At 46.9% G+C, this 22,106-nt stretch carries 19 protein-coding genes; 18 read left to right on the top strand and 1 reads right to left on the bottom strand.

The genetic code is table 11. The features are described from left to right. Positions 1-173: 173 nt before the first annotated feature. From AC0WRU_RS16545 to holA, 4 genes are all read left to right on the top strand, one after another. Positions 174-389: a hypothetical protein gene (locus AC0WRU_RS16545; protein ID WP_476125588.1), complete on the top strand. Its 216-nt coding sequence runs from the start codon at positions 174-176 to the stop codon at positions 387-389. Positions 390-619: 230 nt separating this feature from the next. Next, complete coding sequence (locus AC0WRU_RS16540; RefSeq protein WP_025682007.1) at positions 620-1,168, top strand: RNA polymerase sigma factor; 549 nt, start codon at positions 620-622, stop codon at positions 1,166-1,168. Next, positions 1,165-2,637, top strand: coding sequence for an anti-sigma factor family protein (locus AC0WRU_RS16535; RefSeq protein WP_476125587.1), 1,473 nt, complete (start codon positions 1,165-1,167; stop codon positions 2,635-2,637). The genes AC0WRU_RS16540 and AC0WRU_RS16535 overlap by 4 nt, the downstream gene beginning before the upstream one ends. 214 nt (positions 2,638-2,851) lie before the next feature. After that, the gene (holA, locus tag AC0WRU_RS16530; protein WP_476125586.1) at positions 2,852-3,883 is read left to right on the top strand and encodes a DNA polymerase III subunit delta; all 1,032 of its coding nucleotides are present in this window, start codon (positions 2,852-2,854) and stop codon (positions 3,881-3,883) included. A 133-nt stretch (positions 3,884-4,016) separates the two neighbouring features. On the opposite strand, the gene rpsT is transcribed toward holA, so the two are convergent. Continuing rightward, on the bottom strand, positions 4,017-4,289 hold the full coding sequence (rpsT, locus tag AC0WRU_RS16525; RefSeq protein ID WP_025682004.1) for a 30S ribosomal protein S20: 273 nt from the start codon (positions 4,287-4,289) through the stop codon (positions 4,017-4,019). Positions 4,290-4,487: 198 nt separating this feature from the next. Between rpsT and gpr the strand changes: the two genes are divergently transcribed. The 14 genes from gpr (at position 4,488) to AC0WRU_RS16455 (ending at position 22,053) form a co-directional block, all read left to right on the top strand. Continuing rightward, a complete protein-coding gene (gene gpr, locus AC0WRU_RS16520; RefSeq protein WP_134914608.1) occupies positions 4,488-5,489 on the top strand; it encodes a GPR endopeptidase in 1,002 nt (333 codons plus the stop codon). Positions 5,490-5,714: 225 nt separating this feature from the next. After that, entirely contained in the window at positions 5,715-6,986 is a 1,272-nt protein-coding gene (locus tag AC0WRU_RS16515) for a stage II sporulation protein P (RefSeq protein WP_476125585.1), read from the top strand. A 27-nt stretch (positions 6,987-7,013) separates the two neighbouring features. After that, the gene (locus tag AC0WRU_RS16510) at positions 7,014-7,526 is read left to right on the top strand and encodes a hypothetical protein (protein ID WP_476125584.1); all 513 of its coding nucleotides are present in this window, start codon (positions 7,014-7,016) and stop codon (positions 7,524-7,526) included. Between the two features lie 71 nt (positions 7,527-7,597). Beyond that, entirely contained in the window at positions 7,598-9,412 is a 1,815-nt protein-coding gene (gene lepA, locus AC0WRU_RS16505; RefSeq protein ID WP_476125583.1) for a translation elongation factor 4, read from the top strand. A 390-nt stretch (positions 9,413-9,802) separates the two neighbouring features. Continuing rightward, positions 9,803-10,990 carry a radical SAM family heme chaperone HemW gene (hemW, locus tag AC0WRU_RS16500; protein WP_025681999.1) on the top strand — a complete coding sequence of 396 codons (1,188 nt, stop codon included), beginning with the start codon at positions 9,803-9,805 and terminating at the stop codon, positions 10,988-10,990. Between the two features lie 157 nt (positions 10,991-11,147). Further along, entirely contained in the window at positions 11,148-11,624 is a 477-nt protein-coding gene (locus AC0WRU_RS16495; RefSeq protein WP_476125582.1) for an N-acetyltransferase, read from the top strand. Positions 11,625-11,756: 132 nt separating this feature from the next. Next, positions 11,757-12,626 (top strand): hypothetical protein, encoded by an 870-nt coding sequence (locus AC0WRU_RS16490; RefSeq protein WP_476125581.1) that lies wholly within the window; start codon positions 11,757-11,759, stop codon positions 12,624-12,626. A 352-nt stretch (positions 12,627-12,978) separates the two neighbouring features. Then, a complete protein-coding gene (gene hrcA / locus AC0WRU_RS16485) occupies positions 12,979-14,010 on the top strand; it encodes a heat-inducible transcriptional repressor HrcA (RefSeq protein ID WP_476125580.1) in 1,032 nt (343 codons plus the stop codon). Positions 14,011-14,151: 141 nt separating this feature from the next. Continuing rightward, on the top strand, positions 14,152-14,724 hold the full coding sequence (gene grpE / locus AC0WRU_RS16480) for a nucleotide exchange factor GrpE (protein WP_476125579.1): 573 nt from the start codon (positions 14,152-14,154) through the stop codon (positions 14,722-14,724). A gap of 85 nt (positions 14,725-14,809) precedes the next feature. After that, complete coding sequence (dnaK, locus tag AC0WRU_RS16475) at positions 14,810-16,654, top strand: molecular chaperone DnaK (RefSeq protein WP_134913419.1); 1,845 nt, start codon at positions 14,810-14,812, stop codon at positions 16,652-16,654. Positions 16,655-16,901: 247 nt separating this feature from the next. Continuing rightward, positions 16,902-18,032 (top strand): molecular chaperone DnaJ, encoded by a 1,131-nt coding sequence (gene dnaJ, locus AC0WRU_RS16470; RefSeq protein WP_025681994.1) that lies wholly within the window; start codon positions 16,902-16,904, stop codon positions 18,030-18,032. A 201-nt stretch (positions 18,033-18,233) separates the two neighbouring features. Next, positions 18,234-19,889 carry a DcuS/MalK family sensor histidine kinase gene (gene dcuS, locus AC0WRU_RS16465; protein ID WP_476125578.1) on the top strand — a complete coding sequence of 552 codons (1,656 nt, stop codon included), beginning with the start codon at positions 18,234-18,236 and terminating at the stop codon, positions 19,887-19,889. Continuing rightward, positions 19,882-20,601 carry a two-component system response regulator DcuR gene (gene dcuR, locus AC0WRU_RS16460; protein ID WP_476125577.1) on the top strand — a complete coding sequence of 240 codons (720 nt, stop codon included), beginning with the start codon at positions 19,882-19,884 and terminating at the stop codon, positions 20,599-20,601. The genes dcuS and dcuR overlap by 8 nt, the downstream gene beginning before the upstream one ends. Positions 20,602-20,709: 108 nt before the next feature. Then, positions 20,710-22,053 carry a 2-hydroxycarboxylate transporter family protein gene (locus AC0WRU_RS16455; RefSeq protein ID WP_476125576.1) on the top strand — a complete coding sequence of 448 codons (1,344 nt, stop codon included), beginning with the start codon at positions 20,710-20,712 and terminating at the stop codon, positions 22,051-22,053. Positions 22,054-22,106: the final 53 nt, after the last annotated feature.

Raw genomic sequence — 22,106 nt, 5'->3', positions numbered from 1 at the left:
TGTACAGTTAATGCCGTGATATGCTGATGCCCCAATGGACACGCTTGAACTGTAGCAACGAACAAGAGCGATCCAGGAAAAATACTACAGATATGCTCACTCTTCCATAAAAGGTAGAAAATGCAGCCTTCGAGAAGGGCTGGGCCAGCATTTCAATAGAGGCTTTGCCGGAGATGCTAGGCGATGCCGATTACCTGATGCTGGGGATTAGGGGAGATGGAGTAAATCAGGGGAAAGATATTGAATCTAAAAGCGTGTGGAAGAACCTTTCTGCCGTTAAATCAGGTAAAGTATATCAATACTCAATCGACGATTTTTATTTTCAGGACCCAATTGCCCTGAATTACCAGCTAGAACTCATATCGGATTTCCTGATTTCCAAGAAGTAACAATATGTAAGTTCAATTCGACAGATTCCAGCAGATTTATGTGAGTAAGGGCTAAGGGAAGGTGACTACCTTCCCTTTTTCTGTTATTCTAAGGGAGGATACGCTGGGGAATCTGGGCTTTTTGGTAACATTTTTTTCACTAAAAAAATAAAATTAGTGTCAGACGTCTATCCTGCAACAATTTGCAAAAGGGATACGTCTGTAATATTGCAGGGAGAGGGGGATCCTTTGTGGTAGAGCAGGGACTCATTCGAGCCGCTCAATCGGGCGATCGCGACGCTCTCATTACCCTATTAAGAGAGATAGAACAGCATGTGTACCGTACGGCATATTACATTTTAAACAATGAACAGGACGCCATGGACGCTTCACAAGAAGCCCTCATACGGATTTATTCCAAAATTAACTCTTATGAGGAAAAGGCGCAGTTCAAAACCTGGGTTCAACGCATTGTATCGAACATATGTATCGACAAATTCAGAAGGACGAAGCCCTCGGTATCCATTGACGAGCATGACATGATATTCAACGATCCCCAAAATGTGGAGGCCGAGGTGTTGACCTCTTACCTAGCACAGGATGTTCGTGAGGCTATACAGCAGCTTCCAGAGCACCACCGGACGGTGATCGTATTGAGATATTTGCAGGATTTCTCTTATAACGAGATTGCCGACTCTCTGGATCTGCCGCTAAATACGGTCAAGTCATACTTGTATCGAGCAAGACAGCAATTGCAAGGGATACTTCAGGAATATCAGAAAGGTGGTGTATCAGGATGAAGTGTGGGGAAGAGGTGATGGATTGGATGCAGCGTTATGTGGATCATGAGCTGGGCGAAGAAGAGACGTCCCAATTAATGAACCATATTGCGACTTGCCCGGACTGTGCGGAAAAATTTCACATTCTTCAGACGCTCTCACGCGAGCTGGAGGAATTGCCTGCGGTTTCCCCGTCGTTCAGCCTGGTGGATTCCATCATGCCTCAGCTTGATGCCATTGACCGCGCACGTGAGGAGCAGGGAAGCGCGCTTCAGGAGATGCAGCCTGTAGCTGCTGATTCTGGACCAGGACCGAGACAGCGTACTCAGCCTATACCTTGGTGGAATCGGATGAGCGGGCGAGCTGCGATGGGCGTGGCTGCCGCTGCTGTTGTACTGAGCATTGTGGTATTCAATTTTGAACCGAAAACGGTGCAGGATGCGGAAGGCTCGCTTGATTCCCAGTCGCCTGGAGTGATGAGTCAGCAGGCACAGACAGAAGTTCCAGGTACGGTGAATGGAAGCGGAGGCCGTGATGCAGCTATTGGAACGGATTCGACCAAGCAGTCGTCAAAGCAGGGTCAGGGAACGGACGCATCCCAGCCACCTGTAGTGAAGCAATCTGATCCGAGCAAACTGGATGTGAACAGTGCGGATGATGAAAAGAACCCTTCCACACAGGATGCTGCACAACGTGACGATCAGCGAGCTGATGAAAAAGATTCAACGAAGCATGCGCCAGCGGGACATCCTCCCCGTCAGGATCTACAGCAGGAACAGCCAAGCGCGGATCGTCAGATTACAAAAGAAAAATCTGCCGGACAAGATTCTGCTGCGGATGCTCCTAAGTCCGATGACAAACAGTTAAAGCAGGGAAAATCCGAGCAACAAACGATTGCCCCTGAACAGCAAGGAGAACCAAATGTAGAAAAAGCACCCATAGCGGGTACGGGCACTACTGAAGACAGTAATGACAACAGCACGGCTACTAATGATTCGTCATCGTCTGTCAGTCGGGATATGAAGATACAGGATCGGATTGCTTCAAATGAAACGTCGAATGACACAGCCTCCAAAGGGGTTACCAAGGATTCGGGGACTACGACGGGAGATATGAGCAGCAATACAGCTTCTAATGAACAGCAACCCTCCGTGTCGCAAAACCCGGTACGCAATGAAGGTTTCACATCTAATTCAATAATCTCTCCGGACAGCAATAATGCCTCCACCTTTAGCGCCCAGTTGACGTCTACAGATCAGCTTAATTCACCTGATGGCAGCTATGCGGTGGTCATTGAGGGCAAAAAGCTGAAGGTGTATAAGCTTTCCGACAACGGTGTAGACCGGACAACGCTGGAAGTGCGTACCTTGAAGGGTGCTTGGGTCAAAGGAAGCTGGTCCGAAGACAGCCAAACCTTCATGTATGAGACTGAGCAGGATGGTACAGCAAGTAAATATACGTATACCGTTCCGCGTACTTTTGGAAAATAGTTGCTATGAGGATGGCACATTTTTAAAAGCAAAGAATAGAATATATGAACCGACGTCGTATCCCGACGGCCGAAAGTTTCTAGAGCTTTCTGCTGCCGTGTTGATATAGATGGTGGTGAAGGGATCTTGCCTATAGGCAGGGTCCTTTCGTTTGTATAATGACTTGCCTTCCGACCAGATGTCGGGTACGATCAATGGATGGGGGGTACGGAGAATGGATGCAAAAACAGCCGCTAAGGCTATTCGCAAAGGCGATATTTCGCCAGTATATTTGCTCTACGGCAGCGAAAAATATCAAATGAAGCAGTTTGTCGATATGCTTAAGGAAAAAGTGGTGGAAGAGGAGCATCGTGACTTTGCTATTATTCCCTACGATCTGACCGAGACGCCAATTGAGGTAGTCGTGGAGGAGGCCGAGACTGCGCCTTTTTTGGTGCCAAAAAAGCTGATTATTGTACGGGACACCAGTGTATTTGCGGCAGGCAAGGATGGCGGTAAGATTGAGCACCGCATTGAAGCGTTGCTGACTTATATGGATAACCCGGCTGACTATAGCATTATCATTTTTACGGTTCAGGCTGAAAAGCTGGATGAACGGAAAAAGATTGTTAAAAGGCTGAAAAGTGACGCTTCGGTCATTGCCTTCACTCCGTTGGGGGGAGATGACCTGGTGGCATGGATTCATAAGCGTGCAGGCGAACGAGAAGTCCAATTGGCTGCGGGAGCTGCTGAAAGTCTCATTCAATATACGGGGACCGGACTGCAATCGCTGGCTGCCGAGATAGACAAGCTGTGCTTGTATGCAGGTGCGCAGGGTATCATCTCCACAGCCGATATTGAATCACTTGTGCCTCGCAGCACGGAACAAAATGTGTTTGCGATGGTCGAGGATTTGGCTAATTTGCGACTGGATAAGGCACTCAGTATTTTTTATGAGCTGCTTAAGCAAAAAGAGGAACCGATCAAGATTGCAGCTTTGATCACGCGACAGTTCCGTATTATGCTGCAGGTCAAGGAGCTGATGGGTCAAAGTTATTCCCAGCAGCAAATTGCGAGTCAGCTTAGTTTGCATCCATATGGGGTGAAAGTTGCCGGCGAGCAGGCGCGGAGATTCCGTCCTGAGCAGCTGCGACAGCTTCTCTACGACTTGGGTGAGCTGGATTACCGCATGAAAACCGGAGTTGTCGACAAGGTGCTGGGGCTGGAGATGTTTTTGCTGAAAATGGGCGCGGGGGCTTCGGTCTAACCCGGCCCGTTTGCCGATCGGTTTATTTTAAGCGAGAGTTAACATCGCAGAATCCAATCGTGGTGAACTAAAAAATCCTGATCAGCCAAGGCTGGTCAGGATTTTTTCATTAACGTATAAAAGTAGCTCTTGCTTACGCTTGAGCTGTAAGAGCGTTAAGTTTTTTCGCCAAGCGGGATTTCTTGCGAGCAGCTGCATTTTTGTGGATCAGACCTTTAGTTACAGCCTTGTCCAGCTTTTGGGAAGCTACTTTGAAAGCAGCAGTAGCATTTTCAGCTTCGTTATTCACCAACGCTGTATCGGCAGCTTTTACTGCTGTACGAAGCGCGGATTTTTGAGAAGCGTTCAACGCACGGCGTTTGTCGCTTGTTTTAACGCGTTTGATAGCGGATTTGATGTTTGGCATTACATTCACCTCCTGTAAAGGCATTACTTATGAACACAAACGTTTCACAACTTAAAATATTTTAGCATGCCACACCTCAAATTGCAATAAGGAAACATTCCGGACTGGGGTAGATTACAGGATGAAAATGGATGTGCATAAACCTGCTGGGTGTCTCGCACACTATAACCTGAGATGGTATAAAAGGAGGCGTAAATGATGGATTTGGATTTGCAGAAGTATGCGGTACGTACGGATTTGGCGCTGGAGGCAAGAGAACTGGCGGAACGCAATCAGCCAATGCCGCTGGCGGGCATCAACGAGGACGTGGAGGAAGATAACGGTATTAAAATAACGCGTCTGGATGTACTGAATGAAGAGGGTGCTAACCGTATTGGACGGGTTCAGGGGCATTACGTGACGCTAGAAGTGCCTGGTTTACGTAAAGGTGACACCGGGCTCCAGCAACGGGTAGCCATCGCATTCGCTAAGGAGATGGAGCAATTTATACAAAAAATAGGGATCTCCAGTAAGGCACGCGTACTTGTGGTAGGTCTAGGCAACTGGAATGTCACTCCCGATTCACTAGGTCCGCTTGTCGTTGAAAATTTGATGGTGACTCGTCAATTTTTTGAACTGACGCCTGATCAAATCAATCCGGGTTATCGGGATGTGAGCGCGATTGCACCGGGGGTTCTTGGCATTACGGGGATCGAGTCGAGCGAAATTGTTCAGGGTATCGTTGATCGCACGAAGCCAGAACTGATTATTGCTATTGACGCTCTGGCGTCACGCTCATTGGAGCGCGTCAATACGACCATCCAGGTGGCGGATATCGGGATTCATCCGGGCTCAGGTATTGGTAACAAGCGGCGCGGCATCACCAAGGATATTATGGGTGTTCCGTGCATTGCCATCGGCGTTCCAACGGTATGCTACGCTTCGACCATCGTAAATAATGTAATTGAGCTGATGAAAACACATTTTGCCAAGGAAAAGGCTCCTACGAAAGCAATACTAGGGATGCTGGATGATATTTCCGAGCCTGAGAGACTTGGACTGGTGAGAGAGGTACTTCAGCCGCTGGGACATGATCTGATTGTGACACCTAAGGAGATTGACGAATTTATCGAAGATATTGCGAATATCATTGCAACCGGATTGAACGCTGCCCTGCATGAAGCCGTCGATCCTGGCAACGTCGCCGCTTATACACATTAATCAGGGGTAGTAAAAGCATATTTCATACACAAAATCTCTATCTAGCAGGCATCCTATCTCTTGTAATAAAGAGTGGGATTTACCTGGGGGTGGAGATTTTTTTGTGTTCTAGTAATTGTTCTTCGTTCATAGAGTTGAAGTATAAGAGATTTCCGCTGCTAACTGAACCTATAGGGTTCTGAACATGAGGCGGGCTTCGACGGGACGAAGGAGGACAAGACCCACATGAAAAAAATTCAAACCTGGAACGTCGGAAGATGGAGAAGAAAGGGCCTTGAAATTTTGGCTATGGGACATACGCTTGTGCTGCTTATTATGGGCTCGGCGCTTTTATTTGTTGTATTGGGACTGGGAGGACTGGCGGAAAATCGTTTACAAACGTCACCGGTGTCTTCGATGAAAGGATTTGCAGGCTCGGTTTCCAGCAGTTTTTTTGCGGACATGCTCGGTATGGAAGTACCTCATTTGGCACAGAAGGAGCAACAATCTTCGTTGTCGGGTGAACAATGGTCGCCTTTTGTTTTCCAAATGCTCACAGGTATTAATCCACAGGACCCCAAAAGTCTCATAGCTCGCGAAATTCCTGGGATGTCTGCGGGTACGCCTGTCTTGCTGCGCAAGGGCTCAGGGAACAACAAGGTGGAGGCGCCTACGGATTACCAGCCTGATCAGGGAACGACAGATGCTCCCGGCGGCCCGGACGCTTCTACGAACCCGCCGAACAATAGCTCTACAACGCCAGATCTTCCGACAACACCGGAAACGGACCCTGCGCAAGAAGATGATCCGAGTGATACAGCATCCAAAGGTGCCAAACGTATATTAATCTACCATTCTCATCCGAGTGAGGCATATAACCCTTTGCTCAGTAAAACCAGCTCCAATCCCAATTCTGGCTCTAAATCATCCAATGTGTCGAGAGTAGGGGATTTTGTAAAAAAGAGATTGGAGAAGCAAGGGATATCTACTTTGCATGTGAACAAGGACTATGCCAAAACCGTTCAAAATTACAATTGGAATTATTCCTATAAATATTCGCGTGAAACGGTCAAGGAAGCTTTGGCTGGAAATAAAAGCTTAACCTATCTGCTTGATATCCACAGAGATTCTCAACGTCACGGCAAAACGACAGCAACGATAAACGGACTTTCTTATGCCAAGGTGTATTTTATTATCGGCCATGACAACAAAAACTGGCGCAAAAATGAAGCTTTCGCCGCTCGTATTCATGAGAAGCTGGAAAAGTCGTATCACGGCGTTTCCCGTGGGATATGGGGGAAGGATGGCGGTAAAGGCAACAACGGTGAGTACAATCAGAGCTTGTCCTCCCATAGCATTTTGATCGAAATTGGCGGGATTGATAATACCGAAGAGGAATTGAAACGTACCTCTGACGTTCTGGCAGATATGATCGGTGAGGTGTACTGGGAGGATCAGAAAGCACAGAAAGCGGGTACTAACGTATCCGATACGAAAAAGAGCAACGGTGGCAATTAATTGAGGCGGTGGAAAGGAGGGAATGCAATGTCTGGACATTTTCGTAAAAGAGCGCTTGGATTTGTACTTCTGATGGGGGCGGGAGTTCTGCTCGGCATGCAACTGGCAGGCTCCGGACTGCGTTCTGTATATGGTCCTGAATGGGCCGGGGACTCGGTTCAGAGCAAAGTACAGCAGAACGTTGTCGGATATGAGCAGACGGTTATTGAAGACACACCCGCAGCCGATGCTCGTGCGTATACCCGCACATATAACGGAAATGGGAATGTCGTAATGGACTCCGGAACGGGAGCGGCTACTTACAAAGCTAATCCACAAGAACGAGGTGAGACCGAAGCCACAGGAGAAACTCGCCAGTGGTATTCGACAGCACAGGATGCCAATTTGCAGGGCCAGGAGACACCGCGTGAACTATTGGCTGTCAAGGCAGAACAAACCTCGGTGGATACCATGGCGGACAAAACGGCCGGGCTACTGCAAAACCTGTCAAGACAGGGGATTCGCTGGGTTGTGTCTGTTTTTGACGGAGTAACGGAATAGAAATATTGCTGACCCCCTATACAACTGCTATAATAAGCTGATTGACACTAGGCATTGTGTGGGGGTAAGGCATGACTGACATTTTGGCAAGACAACGTAAAATTCGGAACTTTAGTATCATTGCACATATAGACCACGGTAAATCCACGCTGGCTGACCGGATTTTGGAATACACCGGTGCACTCACATCCCGTGAAATGCAGGAGCAAGTGCTTGATCAGATGGATCTGGAACGGGAGCGCGGGATTACAATCAAGCTCCAGGCAGTGCGACTCACTTATAAGGCCGATGACGGCGAAGAGTACATTTTGAATCTGATTGATACACCGGGACACGTCGATTTTACCTATGAGGTTTCCCGAAGCTTGGCGGCCTGTGAAGGGGCCTTGCTGGTTGTAGACGCGGCACAGGGTATTGAAGCACAGACATTGGCTAACGTATATTTGGCGTTGGACAACAATCTGGAGATTCTGCCGGTGCTTAACAAAATTGATTTGCCAAGTGCCGATCCTGAACGGGTGAAGCAGGAAATCGAGGATGTTATCGGCCTGGATACGAGCGAGACTGTACACGCATCGGCCAAAGCTGGAATCGGTATCAAGGAAATTTTGGAACAAGTGGTCAGAAGCGTTCCTGCTCCGCAAGGGAATCCGAATAATCCGCTGAAGGCGCTTATTTTCGATTCGCATTATGATCCATATAAAGGCGTTATCGTCTATGTCCGCGTCGTGGATGGCAGCATCAAGGCTGGTTCTAAAATTAAAATGATGGCGACCAATAAAACGTTTGAGGTTATCGAGGTAGGAGCCTTCATGCCACGTATGAGCATCGTGGACGAGCTGAACATCGGTGATGTTGGTTTTATCGTTGCCGGTATCAAGCATGTGGGCGATACGCGTGTCGGGGATACGGTGACGGATGCCAAAAATCCAACACCAGAACCGATGCCGGGCTATCGGAAAATTAATCCGATGGTATATTGCGGGCTGTATCCGATCGAAACATCCGAGTATAACGATCTGCGTGAGGCGCTCGAAAAGCTGCAACTGAACGATGCTTCGCTCAGCTTTGAGCCAGAAACATCAAGCGCGTTGGGCTTCGGATTCCGTTGTGGCTTCCTCGGTCTGCTTCATATGGACGTTATTCAGGAACGGATTGAACGCGAATTTAACATCCCGCTGATTACGACAGCGCCGAGCGTTATTTACCGCATTAAGCTGACGAATGGCGAAACGATCCAGATCGATAACCCGTCGAATTACCCGGAAATCGGACGGATTGATCATGTGGAGGAGCCATACGTGAAGGCAGGCATTATCGTGCCTAATGATTACGTAGGTACGGTTATGGAGCTTTGCCAGACCAAGCGCGGTGAGTATGTGACCATGGAGTATCTGGATACGACACGGGTAACTATTACGTACCAGATTCCACTGTCCGAAATCGTGTACGATTTCTTTGACCAGCTTAAATCCAGCACCAAGGGCTACGCCTCCTTCGATTACGAAATTTCAGGCTATCGCCAGTCTAATTTGGTGAAAATGGATATTATGTTAAACGGCGAACAGGTTGATGCGTTATCGTTCATCGTTCACAGAGATCGCGCTTACCATCGCGGACGTATTATTTGCGAGAAGCTGCGTGAGCTGATCCCACGCCAAATGTTCGAGGTGCCAATCCAGGCATCTGTCGGGACGAAGGTTGTAGCACGTGAAACCGTTAAGGCAATGCGTAAAAACGTCCTGGCCAAATGCTACGGCGGCGATATTTCCCGTAAACGGAAGCTGCTTGAAAAGCAAAAAGAGGGCAAGAAGCGCATGAAGCAAGTAGGTAACGTGGAAGTACCACAGGAAGCATTTATGGCGGTACTGAAAATAGATGAGTAAAGCTGCTTGAAACAAGCAGCACCGTATTCAATTTAGTACATCACAGAACGTTGTGTATGAATTGAATACGAATAAGTACCAACAGCATGATCCCGTAGTAGCTTAGGTACACACTCTGTGATGCACCGCAAGATACTAAGGTCCGCTTGTTCCCAAGCGGTATTCGTCCATTCTTTCATGTGGCCTTTGCCGTGCATGGAGAATGGACGTTCTTTATTTGAGCAAGCTAATTGCAACACTTACACTAAAAAATGGCCCATTGTCGGTGGGCAGCAGCGGAGTGAATGGAATCGTTCTGAAGAAGCGTTAGCGTTCGCCTTTACCCCCGGATTTTAACCTTTTAAGGTTATTTTTCAAATTACCACACCACACCTAACAAGGAGGATCGGTATGACCGCATCCATACACAAACATGAATATTCATCCGCGCCTCAAGCGGTTTATCTGCATATACCTTTTTGCACGAACAAATGCTTTTACTGTGACTTTAACTCTTATGTACTCAAGGATCAGCCTGTTATGGAATACCTGTATGCACTGGAACGGGAGATGGAGCATACGGTTCGCCTTCACCCGCCGGGTGAGATTAAAACTATTTTTGTCGGGGGCGGTACACCAACAACGCTGAATCCGAAGGAAATGGAATATTTCCTAAAAAGCGTCCGTACCTACTTCCCGAATTGGTCGGAAGACATTGAGTTTTCCATGGAAGCCAATCCGGGCACAACTGACTTTGAGAAACTCACCGTGATGAAAGAAGGCGGTGTAAATCGGCTCAGCTTCGGCGTACAGGCTTTTCAAAACGAGCTACTTACGGGTATTGGTCGAATTCATAATACAGATGACGTTTATCGTAGTCTGGAAAATGCACGCAAGGTCGGATTGGACAATCTGTCGATTGACCTGATGTTTGGTTTACCGAATCAGACCGTAGAAATGCTGCATGAAAGTGTCAGCCGGGCGCTGGAGCTGGGACTTCCTCATTACTCCATTTACAGCTTGAAGGTCGAAGAAAATACGCTATTCCACACGCTGTACCAGAAAAATCAGCTTCCACTTCCACATGAAGACGATGAACTGGAAATGTATTTGCTTCTGATGCGTCGTATGAAAGAGGCGGGCTATGAGCAGTACGAGATCAGCAATTTTGCGAAGCCAGGTCTGGGAAGTAAGCACAATATGACCTACTGGCGTAATGAGGACTATTATGGTCTCGGCGCAGGGGCGCACGGATATGTTGGCAGAGAGCGCCATATGAACATTAAGGGCATTAATCCTTATGTGGAGGCTACCCGTAACGGACTGCCGCGTTTGGATAGCTTTGAGGTGCCAGCGGCCGAAGCGATGGAGGATTTTCTCATGGTCGGTTTGAGAATGCTGGAAGGCGTCTCGAAGTCCCGCTTTGAGGCTCAATTCGGTCAGTCACTGGAGGATACATTTACGGCCCCTCTCGGAAAAATGCTGAATGCTGGATTAATCGAGCCGGTCGAGGACGGTTATCGTTTGAGCGAACGTGGTATTTTGTTCGGAAATGATGTATTTGCGGAGTTCATCGGTTCCATTACAGTAAATTCGTAAGTCGTAGGCTACAAAACGGTACGTTTGCACACCATAAGCGGGAATATTCATTTTATAACACAATTCTGTCACGGCAGGGTAAATGGAGTATTGCGATTCTATGCGCAATGTTGTATATTTATTCATTATATGCGGCAAGCGGCAGGAGGAGAGCAAGATGGCTTCAGTGTGTAAAGATGTATTGTGCAGAAGTGCGGTTCCTGAGGATGTGGAGCCTTTATATCAAATGATTAGCGGCTATGCAGAGCGAGGAATAATGCTGCCACGTTCAAGGGAAGTGCTTATGCGCCAACTGGAGCTGTTTATTGTGGCAGAAGTGGACGGCGAAGTCGTCGGTTGTGGTTCTTTATGCAAACTGGGTGATGATTTGGTTGAGATTCGCTCACTTGGTATTTCTGAAGGACATAAAGGCATGGGCATCGGCTCCAAGCTCGTAGAGGGCCTCATTATAGAAGCGCGGCGACAGCGTATCCCTAAAATTATGGCTTTGACCTACGAGGTCTCCTTTTTTATAAAAAACGGGTTTGATGTGGTAAACAAAGAGATTTTCCCTGAAAAGGTATGGACTGATTGCATTCACTGTAGTAAGCAAAACAATTGTGATGAAATTGCGGTGTTGAAAATGCTGAACTGACCTGAGAATATCAGGTCAGTTCGTTTTTGTGCCACGGATAGTGATTCAGCGATTCGTCTCAGTACAGGTGCAATCGTTGAAGTCAAAAAGGTATGGTTTAGTAGCTAATTTTAAGTGAAGGGCCTAACATCAATGGAAAGAATGAAATTACAAAAAGACTGGCTTGATTATGTTAACAGACTACAGGAAAGAGAGCGGCAAAAAATTATTTCAAGTGGTATTACTAATTGGACTTTGCTTTTGGCAGTTATGGGCCTTGCTTATTGGATATATCCAGATATCGCAGCTATTCAAAAAAATTGGAAGACTGTTTTAATTGGGTATGTACTATTCGGTAATACAGCAATTACGCTTTTCGACTTTTTTAACAGTTATTATAGGCAAGGAAAAATAAAGAAGTATGGTTCCCCAACCAGTTCAATTGATATAAAAGGATTAAAAATTTTGTGGAGATATCAGCTAATTATGCTTATATCATTTTTAGGATCAAATGCATATTTTCTATTTCACTCGAAAAATTTTTTGTTTATTCTATATTTTATTCTATATTGTATACGGTATTTATTTGAAACAGTACCTACTTGCAAGCTTATAATTGATCCGCATAGGAAAGGGGAATTTGAAGAGCATTCATCTACCGATGTGAATTCTGAAAAAAGAATTGAAGCCCATAAGCTTCATGAAAAGCTCTTGATAATTATTATCAGGCTTTTATTTAGTGATTTGCTTAAACTCATAATGACTTTATTGCTAACAAGTTATATTTGTACAAATTACAATTTTAATAATATATTGTGGAAACAAATTTTTGATGGTTTAGTTATGGTCATTATTGTAATACTACTTCAATTTTTGTTGACTATTTTTATGAAACGCATGAAAATTGCTTGGCTGGAGAATCTCGAAAGAGAAATTATTGTAAATAATTTAACGGAAGACCAAATAGTTAGTAAATTGAAATTGGGCTATTTCAACGCAAGTAATATTGATAATTACTTTTGAATTGATATATTTTAAAGCTTTATAAGTTGAATTCGAAAAATGAACATAAAACGGAGTAGGCGGAATGGTGCTGTACAAGCGAAGCGGTCGCTTTTGTCCCCGGATTTCTACCCTTATAAGCTTTATTCAAGAAATCCGGGGGCGGTGGCGATGGGAAGCACCATCCGACTGCGCAGTGGCACAATAAGAAACTTTAAAGTTCAGCTTATGTAATTGAAAATACTGATCTGACTTGACAATGATCCGGTCGGTTTGGTATTTTTGTATTATCGGTTAGCACTCATCGCGAACGAGTGCTAATGATTCCATTGAACAATCATGCTATTATGGATAAACATAAGGGGGGATTCGCTTGTTAACCGAACGTCAGAGACTCATTCTGAATGCGATTATTGATGACTACATTCGTTCGGCTGAGCCAGTGGGTTCCCGCAGCATATCCAAAAGGCAGGATGTCGGATTCAGCCCCGCCACGATCCGTAATGAAATGTCGGATTTGGAGGAACAGGGCTATCTCGAGCAACCCCATACTTCTGCGGGACGCATCCCGTCTCATAAAGGCTACCGCTATTATGTGGACCATTTGGTACCATTGGATACGCTGAAGCCTATGGAAACGCGGGAACTAAAAGCCTTTTACGCCGAAAAGCTGAATGCAATGGAACAAGTAATCCAGCACGCATCTGGTATTTTGTCCCATATGACCAATTATACTTCCATCCTGCTTGGGCCGGAGGTTTTTCATACTTCATTGCGTCATTTTCAGCTATTGCCACTCAACGAAACAACTGCTGTGGCGATTATCGTGACCAATACCGGTCAGGTGGAGAACAAGACAGTGGATATTCCGCCGGGAATTTCGATTTCCGAGATGGAGAAGGTTGTGAATTTGCTGAACAACAAGCTGGTCGGCGTGCCGATTTATCAGCTTAAATCACGTCTTTACACTGCGCTTGGTCAGGAGATGGAGAAGCATGTGTCTCATTTTGAGGACGCTATGAAGGTGCTGGATAAAGCACTGGATAATGAATCGGATCAGCGCTTGTATTTGAGCGGTGCGACGAACATGCTGAATCAGCCTGAATTTAAGGACGTTGAAAAGGTCAAACATATTCTCGATCTGCTGGAGGAAACACCGACCCTGCTTAAGCTGATGACGCCTGTCGCCGGAGCGCCCGAAATTCAAGTCCGCATCGGGACAGAAAATGATCATGAAGCATTTGCCAATTGCAGTCTGATCACCGCGACGTATGCAGTAGATGGCGAAGCGTTGGGCACAATAGGTATACTGGGTCCGACACGGATGGAGTATGCGAGAGTTATTAATATTTTGGGTATCCTGTCTAAGGATTTGACCGCAATGCTCACGCAGCGGTTTAAATAGAATAAGACTGCACATGTTGCGGTGCTACAAGTCCGCGCCGGGATACGGTATGTATCCTGCGCGGGTGCATTGCTGCGTGTTTTTGCAAAGTAACAGCAATTTGAAATGAAGTGCGTTATGACTTGAAGGAGGTGAAACATTTTGAAGAAAGAACAAGCGTTCCAAGAAGAAAAACAACAAAATGTAAGCACAGAAGAAGCCACTGAGACGAACCAGCAGGAAGAGCCGGTGAACGAAGCGGCAGCACTGGAAGCCCAAGAGGGTGATACAGAGTTGGCTAAGCTTCGCGTGGAGGCAGAAGAGAATCAACAGCGGTTTTTACGTGCACAGGCAGATTTTGATAATTTTCGCCGTCGTACGCTAAAAGAGAAAGAGGACCTTGCCAAATATGCATCCATGAAACTGGTTACCGAATTGGTGCCTATTCTGGATAACTTCGAGCGTGCGCTGGTAACAGCACCGCAAGGAGCGGAGGCTGAGTCATTCACCAAAGGTGTGGAGATGATCTTCCGTCAGTTTGAGAGCGTGCTTCAGGCTGAGGGAGTGACGGCCATGAATGCGGTGGGCCAACCGTTTAACCCTGATTTCCATCAGGCGATTATGCAGGTGGAAAGCGAAGAGCATGAGGAAGGCATCGTCGTTGAAGAGGTGCAAAAAGGATACATGCTGAAGGACAAGGTGCTTCGTCCGGCTATGGTAAAAGTGAGCATGTAGCTTTTTAATATACATTAGCAATAAATCGTTTGCTTTAACTATTTTGGCCTGAGGGCCTCGCATATACTGAAGGAGGAATTGTCTGATGAGTAAAGTAATCGGTATTGACTTAGGTACAACCAACTCTTGTGTGGCTGTTATGGAGGGTGGCGAAGCCGTTGTAATTCCAAATCCGGAAGGCGCGCGCACAACCCCTTCGGTTGTTGGTTTCAAAAAGGATGGAGAACGTACTGTAGGTGAAACAGCAAAACGCCAAGCAATCACGAACCCGGACCGTACAATTATGTCCATCAAGCGTCACATGGGTACAAATCATAAAGAAAGCATCGACGGCAAGGAATATTCTGCACAGGAAATTTCCGCTATGATTTTGCAAAAGCTGAAATCCGATGCTGAAGCTTACCTGGGCCAAACGGTAACTCAAGCCGTTATCACGGTTCCAGCTTACTTCAATGACAGCCAACGTCAAGCAACCAAGGATGCGGGTAAAATCGCGGGTCTGGAAGTGCTGCGTATCGTCAACGAGCCAACAGCAGCTGCACTGGCATACGGTATGGAAAAATCCGAAGACCAAACAATCCTTGTTTATGACCTGGGTGGCGGTACATTCGACGTATCCATTCTGGAGCTGGGTGACGGTTTCTTCGAAGTTAAAGCGACAAGCGGCGACAACAAGCTGGGCGGCGATGACTTCGACCAAGTGATTATTGATTATCTCGTAACGGAGTTCAAAAAAGATCAAGGCATCGACCTGAGCAAAGATAAAGCAGCTGTACAACGTTTGAAAGATGCAGCGGAAAAAGCGAAAAAAGAGCTGTCCGGCGTACTGACAACGACGATTTCCCTGCCGTTCATTACGGTAGCTGACGGCGTTCCACAGCATTTGGAGTTGAACCTGACTCGTGCGAAATTTGAAGAATTGTCTGAAGGTCTGGTAGAACGTACTTTGGGACCTACTCGTCAAGCGATGAAAGATGCAGGCATGAGTGCCAGCGACATCGACAAAATCGTTCTGGTCGGCGGTTCCACACGTATTCCGGCTGTACAGGAAGCGATCAAGAAACTGACAGGCAAAGAGCCTCATAAAGGCGTAAACCCTGATGAAGTGGTAGCTTTGGGTGCCGCAGTTCAAGCAGGCGTGCTGACAGGTGATGTGAAAGACGTCGTTCTCCTCGACGTAACTCCATTGTCCCTCGGTATTGAAACCGCAGGTGGCGTATTCACTAAAATGATCGAGCGTAACACGACGATCCCTACGAGCAAATCGCAGGTGTTCTCAACGTATGCTGACAACCAGCCTAGCGTGGAAATCCACGTATTGCAAGGTGAACGTGAAATGGCAGCAGGCAACAAAACGCTGGGCCGTTTCCAACTGGGAGATATTCCTCCAGCACCACGCGGTGTACCGCAAATCGAAGTTACCTTTGATCTGGATGCCAACGGTATCGTGAACGTATCTGCTACGGATAAAGGTACAGGCAAGAGCCAAAAAATTACGATCACATCCTCCAGCGGCTTGAGCGATGAGGAAGTAGAACGTATGATGAAAGACGCTGAGCTGCATGCAGAAGAAGATAAAAAACGCAAAGATCTGGTAGAAGCTAAAAACTCTGCGGACCAACTGATCTACTCCGTAGACAAAACGATCAAGGATCTTGGCGAAAAAGCGGATGCAGGCGAAGTTGAAAAAGCGAACGCAGCTAAAGAAAATCTGCAAAAAACGCTGGAAACTGACAACCTGGAAGACATCAAAAAGGCTACTGAAGAGCTGACTGAGATCGTTCAGCAGTTGTCTGTGAAGCTGTATGAGCAAGCTGCTCAAGAAGCACAGGCTCAACAAGCTCAAGACGGCGCAGCAGATAGCAAAGGTCGCGACAATGTCGTTGACGCAGACTATGAAGTTGTTGACGAAGACAAGAAGAAAGACTAAGCCACGAATCGGTGGTGGTAGCATTACGGTACACCGGTGCGTTATAATATACTGAATGAAAAGAAGCAGCGTAGCTGCCTTGATAAATAACGATTAGCCTATGGGTAACAGTTATTTTCAGAATAAATAAGCATATTACGGGTTGTACTGCCTTGAAATGATGGGAAGGTCAAAGCCGGGTCATCCCGTGCCTTTGGCTTTCCTTTTATATGTAGTGCAGACACGTTGTAGGCATGGGGGTGGAACATTGGCTGATAAGCGCGATTATTATGAGGTGCTGGGCGTCGCGAAGGGCGCTTCGGATGAAGATGTTAAAAAGGCTTACCGTAAGCTGGCGCGTCAGTATCATCCGGACGTGAACAAGGCTGCGGACGCGGAAACCAAATTTAAAGAAGTGAAAGAGGCTTATGACGTTCTCAGTGATGGTCAGAAGCGGGCAAGATACGATCAATACGGTCATGTAGACCCGAATCAGGGCATGGGAGGCGGCTTCGGTGGTGGAGCCGACTTTGGTGGCGGATTTGGCGACATTTTTGATATGTTTTTTGGCGGTGGCGGCAATGGTCGACGTGACCCGAATGCACCGCAGCGTGGTAATGATCTTCAATATACAATGACGATCGAATTCAAGGAAGCTGTATTCGGCAAGGAAACCGACATTAACATTGAGCGCACGGAAACGTGTGATACGTGTCATGGTACGGGAGCCAAAAAGGGTACTCAACCACAAACCTGTTCCGTCTGCAAGGGTAGCGGACAAGAAGAAGTGGTGCAGAATACACCGTTTGGCCGGATGGTTAATCGTCGCGCATGCTCCAACTGCGGCGGCTCCGGTAAAATCATCAAAGAGAAATGCACCACTTGTAGCGGTTCTGGTCGTGTGCGCAAGCAACGTAAAATTCATATCCGCATTCCGGCGGGTGTGGATGACGGTGCGCAAATGCGTATCAACGGTGAGGGCGAAGGCGGTGTCAACGGTGGACCGGCAGGTGATCTGTATGTCGTTTTCCGTGTGAAGTCGCATGATTTCTTTGAGCGTGAGGGAGACGATATTTACTGCGAAATTCCGCTAACGTTCTCGCAGGCGGCATTGGGAGATGAAGTCGAAATTCCGACGCTGACCGAGAAAGTGAAGCTGAAGGTTCCTGCTGGTACGCAAACAGGAACATACTTCCGTCTTAAAGGCAAGGGTGTGCCAAAACTGCGTGGCGTAGGTCAGGGCGACCAGCATATTAAGGTGGTCGTGGTCACGCCTAGCAAGCTGAGCGAGGAACAGAAGGAATTGCTGCGTCAGTTCTCTTCGCTTAGCGGCGAGCAGACACATGAGAATGAGCAATCCTTTTTTGACCGTGTGAAGCGCGCCTTCCGAGGCGACTAAGCTAAGTTAGAATCGCGGAGCTTCAACCATGAATCGGAGGGAACTGTTCCGTAATTACGGAATAGTTCCCTATTTTGTTATAGCGAAAGAGTAGAATGAAGCTGTATGATATTATAGCTATGCAAATTCACGTAAACACATACATAACCATTTTTGTATAAGCATATTGGACTATTTAGATTTAACATGAGGTGTGAAAGGGTGAGTTCTATCGAAAAGTCACAGCCTAAGCTGCGTCGGGGTAAACCGCTATTCAAGCTCAGAGGGCTGATTACGCTGCTGGTTTGTCTGGTTATGGCACTGGTGCTCCTGCCTGTAACTTTGTTATTCGCAGAGAGAGTTGAGCATGAAACCGAAATGGGGCTAGAGGAAAGAGCGATGTCCATCGCGCGTACACTCGCCCATACGCCGCTTATTGTCGAGCATTTGCAACAGTCCGGGTCGTCTCCCCCCATGCAGGAGTATGTGGAGAGTGTTTCATCGGCTAATCACATTCAGTTTGTCGTCGTTATGGACATGAAGGGGATTCGTAAAACACACCCGGATGTAAGGAAGATCGGCAAAGCCTTTGTCGGGGGAGATGAATACACTGCACTTCATGGTCATGAGAGCGTGTCTGTTGCGAAGGGAACGCTGGGCTTGTCCATGCGAGCCTTTTCTCCCGTATTCAGTTCTACAGGTAAGCAGGTAGGCGCAATTGTCGTTGGTATTTCTTTACAGGATGTAGAGCGGGCTCAGGTGGGGAACTACCGGCTTATTGCTATCGCTATTGGTATCGGGATGCTGATCGGCACTGGAGGTGCTGTGGTGCTGGCCCGTAAAATCAAAAGTATGCTGGTTGGTCTGGAGCCACCGGAAATCGCACGCTTGCTGGAGGAACGCAGTGCTATGCTGCAATCCATCAAGGAAGGAGTCATTGCGGTGGATGAGTCCAGCCGTATCATACTGATGAATGCGGAAGCAATTCGTCTGTTCAGGCAAGCGGGAATTGAGGATATCTCGTCTTCAGGGCAGGAGATTAACGCTTATTTGTCCGCTTTTCGATTACAAGAGGTTTTGGCGACAGGCACTCCACGAATGGATGAGGACATGGAGCTTGGGGGAATAACCTTGCTCACCACCAGTGTTCCGATACGGGTCAAAGGGGAAATCGTGGGAGCAATTGTAACCTTTCGGGATAAAACGGAGGTAAACCGGCTTGCCGAACGTTTGACAGGAGTGTCCCTGTACACGGAGGCGCTGCGTGCGCAGGCTCACGAATTTATGAACAAGCTGCATGTCATTATGGGGATGGTACATTTGCGAATGTACGATAAGCTGGAGCATTACATCATGGATGCCGTTGAGCATCATCAAGTGGAGATTGGCTCGATTACCCGGCAGATCAGGGACCCGGTGATGGCGGGCTTTGTTTTGGGGAAGCTAAGCCGGGCCAGAGAGGTTGGGGTGAGCTTCGAATTGACTCCAGGCAGTCACTTGCCTGAAACCGATCGAACCCAAACCATTCATGAATTGATAACCATACTTGGAAATCTGTTCGATAATGCAGTGGAGGCAATGGAATCTCTGGACCACAAGTGGATTACCCTGTCCTTCTATTATGAGAAAAATCAGAAGAACGGCTGTCTGACATGTGTAATGTGTGACAATGGTCCGGGTATACCGGGAAGTCTCGTGGAAACGATATTTGAAAAAGGTTTTTCAACCAAGGGAGATTCACGGGGAATGGGGCTTTATCTGGTGATGCAAAGCGTGAAGAGATTAAAAGGAACCATAAAGCTGATTCCGGCCGAGCAAGGGTGCTGTTTTCAGATTACGATTCCATATATTATAACGGGGAATGATGAACATGATTAATGTCCTGATTGTAGAAGATGATCCGATGGTTGCGGAATTTAACCGCAAATATATGGAGCAGGTAGAGGGTTTTCAATGTGGAGGTTGGGCTTCTTCTGTGGAAGAGGCCAAGAAATTTTTGGCTGAACGAGCAATTGATCTGATTTTACTAGATGTATATATGCAGGAAAGCAATGGCCTTGATTTGCTGTCATTCATACGGGAGACAGGAGTGAATGCGGACGTCATCGTGATTTCAGCTGCAAGTGATATGAACAGTGTCAAAAAAGCGATGAATTTCGGCGCGGTGGATTATTTGATTAAGCCGTTCCACTTTAATCGCTTTCTGGAGGCACTTACGGGTTACCGGGAGCATATTAGCATCGTGCGTGAACACAGCTTGCTTTCACAGGAGGAGCTGGACCGTCTCCTGTATCATAAAAGCTCGACTAAGGATTTGGCCCGACTGCCCAAAGGGATAACAAAGTCAACGCTGGCTATGATATGGAATTGTATCCGGCAGCATAAAGCGGTGCTATTTTCCACCGAGGATATTGCAGAGAGTGCAGGGATATCCAGGGTGTCTATGCGCAAATATCTGACTTTTTTGACGGAAATTGAGGTGCTTGTCATGGAAACCATCTATGGTTCCATCGGACGACCTGTTTACCAATATCGTATTTTGCCGCAGGCAGAAGAAATCATGGCCGGTTATAATTTAGGCTCCCTCTAATTACTTTAGTTACAAAAGTGAATTATTAGTTTTGAAACCAAATAAAGCGCTTTCCAAGGTGTAGAATGGAAACATGGTCATCGTTCTTTACTACAAGGAGGGAGCTTTATGGGAAATGCTACAAACCAGGCTGTCATTCAAAAAGGGCAAAAATGGCATAAAAATCCTGCAGATGGAATCAGGATGTTAGGCAGGATAAAAGTGGGGGTTATTCCGCTTCCGCTCTACGTTGTGATTGCATTGGTTGTATACGCAGCTGCGATTACACAAAGACTTCCGAACGATATGTTGGGCGGATTCGCCGTCATCATGATTTTGGGCATACTGCTCAGTGAACTGGGTGCCAAACTTCCGTTGCTCAAGCATATTGGCGGCCCAGCCATTTTGTCACTCATGGTTCCATCGTTGATGGTATTTTGGAATATGTTCAGTCCGTCCGCGATGGGAGCTGTACACACGCTCATGAAAACTTCGAATTTTCTTTATTTCTACATCGCTTGTTTGGTAACCGGAAGTATTCTTGGTATGGATCGCAAAATGCTGATGAACGGAATCGTCAAAATTTTTGCCCCCATTATAGTAGGCTCCATTGCAGCTGTTGCAGCAGGTATGGTCGTGGGGATGGCTTTTGGCTACAGTGCCTATCATACGTTCTTTTATATCATCATTCCCATTATCTCCGGTGGGATTGGAGAAGGTATTTTACCTTTGTCCATCTCGTATGGATTGGTCCTGGGCAAAGATTCGGCGGTATTCGTATCCCAGTTTATCCCGGCCGCGATCATCGGGAACATCGTTGCAATTATAGGTGCGGGTGTTCTTAAGAGATTAGCGGAGAAGAGACCAAATACTTCGGGTAACGGAAGGTTGCTGAAGCTTAATAAAGAAGAAAAGCTAGCCCCTACAAGTTTGGATCAACCCGTTTCTTTTCCATTGATGGGTGGAGGATTGCTATTGGCCTGTACTTTCTTTATCGTAGGTAAGCTGTTAGAGCCGTATCTTCATATTCCAGGACCCATTCTGATGATTTTGGCAGCGGCTATTATTAAATGTGTTCAAATCATGCCGAATCAGCTGGAGCAGGGAGCCTTTCATTTGTACAAATGTATAACGGCAAGCCTGACGTGGCCATTGATGGTAGGATTGGGGATTTTATACGTGCCTTTGGATAGTGTGGTTGGGATTTTGACGATTCCTTATGCCATCACCTGTGCATCGGTCGTGGTTGCATTAATTGTTGCCGGGTATTTTACCGGAAAATGGATTAATATGTACCCGGTGGAAGCCGCACTGGTGACCAGTTGTCGCGGCGGATTAGGGGGCACGGGAGATGTGGCCATTTTGTCTGCATCCAATCGGATGGAGCTGATGCCTTTTGCGCAAATTGCAACCCGTATTGGCGGGGCAGCCACGGTCATTTTAGCAACCTTGTTACTCAATTTATGGAGCTGACGAGTTTTATATACAGACATGAAATTCATAGCTTGAATACAGACATGAAAGGA

Source organism: Paenibacillus sp. 1-8, assembly GCF_056316205.1.
Note: the sequence above shows the minus strand (reverse complement) of the source record. Positions and strands in the feature narration are given on the sequence as shown.

Excerpts from the sequence above, each read along its gene's own strand:
- AC0WRU_RS16495 (WP_476125582.1), top strand. The coding sequence starts at position 11,148 with ATGGCTTCAGTGTGTAAAGATGTATTGTGCAGAAGTGCGGTTCCTGAG.
- holA (WP_476125586.1), top strand. The coding sequence starts at position 2,852 with ATGGATGCAAAAACAGCCGCTAAGGCTATTCGCAAAGGCGATATTTCG.
- AC0WRU_RS16545 (WP_476125588.1), top strand. The coding sequence starts at position 174 with ATGCTAGGCGATGCCGATTACCTGATGCTGGGGATTAGGGGAGATGGA.
- dcuR (WP_476125577.1), top strand. The coding sequence starts at position 19,882 with ATGATTAATGTCCTGATTGTAGAAGATGATCCGATGGTTGCGGAATTT.
- rpsT (WP_025682004.1), bottom strand. The coding sequence starts at position 4,289 with ATGCCAAACATCAAATCCGCTATCAAACGCGTTAAAACAAGCGACAAA.
- AC0WRU_RS16490 (WP_476125581.1), top strand. The coding sequence starts at position 11,757 with ATGGAAAGAATGAAATTACAAAAAGACTGGCTTGATTATGTTAACAGA.
- dnaK (WP_134913419.1), top strand. The coding sequence starts at position 14,810 with ATGAGTAAAGTAATCGGTATTGACTTAGGTACAACCAACTCTTGTGTG.
- AC0WRU_RS16515 (WP_476125585.1), top strand. The coding sequence starts at position 5,715 with ATGAAAAAAATTCAAACCTGGAACGTCGGAAGATGGAGAAGAAAGGGC.
- AC0WRU_RS16535 (WP_476125587.1), top strand. The coding sequence starts at position 1,165 with ATGAAGTGTGGGGAAGAGGTGATGGATTGGATGCAGCGTTATGTGGAT.
- gpr (WP_134914608.1), top strand. The coding sequence starts at position 4,488 with ATGGATTTGGATTTGCAGAAGTATGCGGTACGTACGGATTTGGCGCTG.
- AC0WRU_RS16455 (WP_476125576.1), top strand. The coding sequence starts at position 20,710 with ATGGGAAATGCTACAAACCAGGCTGTCATTCAAAAAGGGCAAAAATGG.
- lepA (WP_476125583.1), top strand. The coding sequence starts at position 7,598 with ATGACTGACATTTTGGCAAGACAACGTAAAATTCGGAACTTTAGTATC.
- AC0WRU_RS16510 (WP_476125584.1), top strand. The coding sequence starts at position 7,014 with ATGTCTGGACATTTTCGTAAAAGAGCGCTTGGATTTGTACTTCTGATG.
- hemW (WP_025681999.1), top strand. The coding sequence starts at position 9,803 with ATGACCGCATCCATACACAAACATGAATATTCATCCGCGCCTCAAGCG.